The following is a 533-nucleotide window of genomic DNA, read 5'->3' on the forward strand; positions in this document are numbered from 1 at the left end:
TCAGCACTGAACTGGTTTAATGAAAAACTGACCGAGGCCAAAGAGAAGAACAGTTTTAACCCCAGCGCCTACTGCAACTTGGATTTGGTTATCTACAACCCGAAAAACCCGGCGCGGCGGGAAAAAATTAGCGCCATCAAGGTAACCATAGGTGAAAAAGGCTTGCCGACGGCGGCAACCACCGTAACACCTGCCGCCTTTGCTGCTATTAACCAACCTATCACTGTGACACAACATATTGCACCCACCGTTGTGCCGGGATTTATTGATGAAGATGCATATGCACCAAACTGGTTTCCCAAAGAGATGGTGGTGTATGAATTTAGCCGCAAAGTGACGGTAAATGGTGTGCCTGAATGGCCGTGGGTCAACGCCACCCCCTATACTGATACACCAGAACAGCGCCAACTGTTGCAGCAAGCCTATCAGGAAGTGTGGCAGGCGATGCAAAATAAGGATATTAAAAAGTTAAAACAACTGTTTGCTTACTCTGGTCGTGCATTTGCCTATGTCACCAGCTCTACAGAAGATAA

Annotated in this window: 1 pseudogene; it reads left to right on the plus strand. The window is 47.5% G+C overall.

What is annotated here, in order from left to right:
* Window positions 1-533, plus strand: a pseudogene (locus tag EOJ37_RS14580) (hypothetical protein); the annotation flags it as partial.

The organism is Serratia microhaemolytica, from assembly GCF_004011885.1.
In the GTDB taxonomy this organism is placed as follows: domain Bacteria; phylum Pseudomonadota; class Gammaproteobacteria; order Enterobacterales; family Enterobacteriaceae; genus Serratia_G; species Serratia_G microhaemolytica.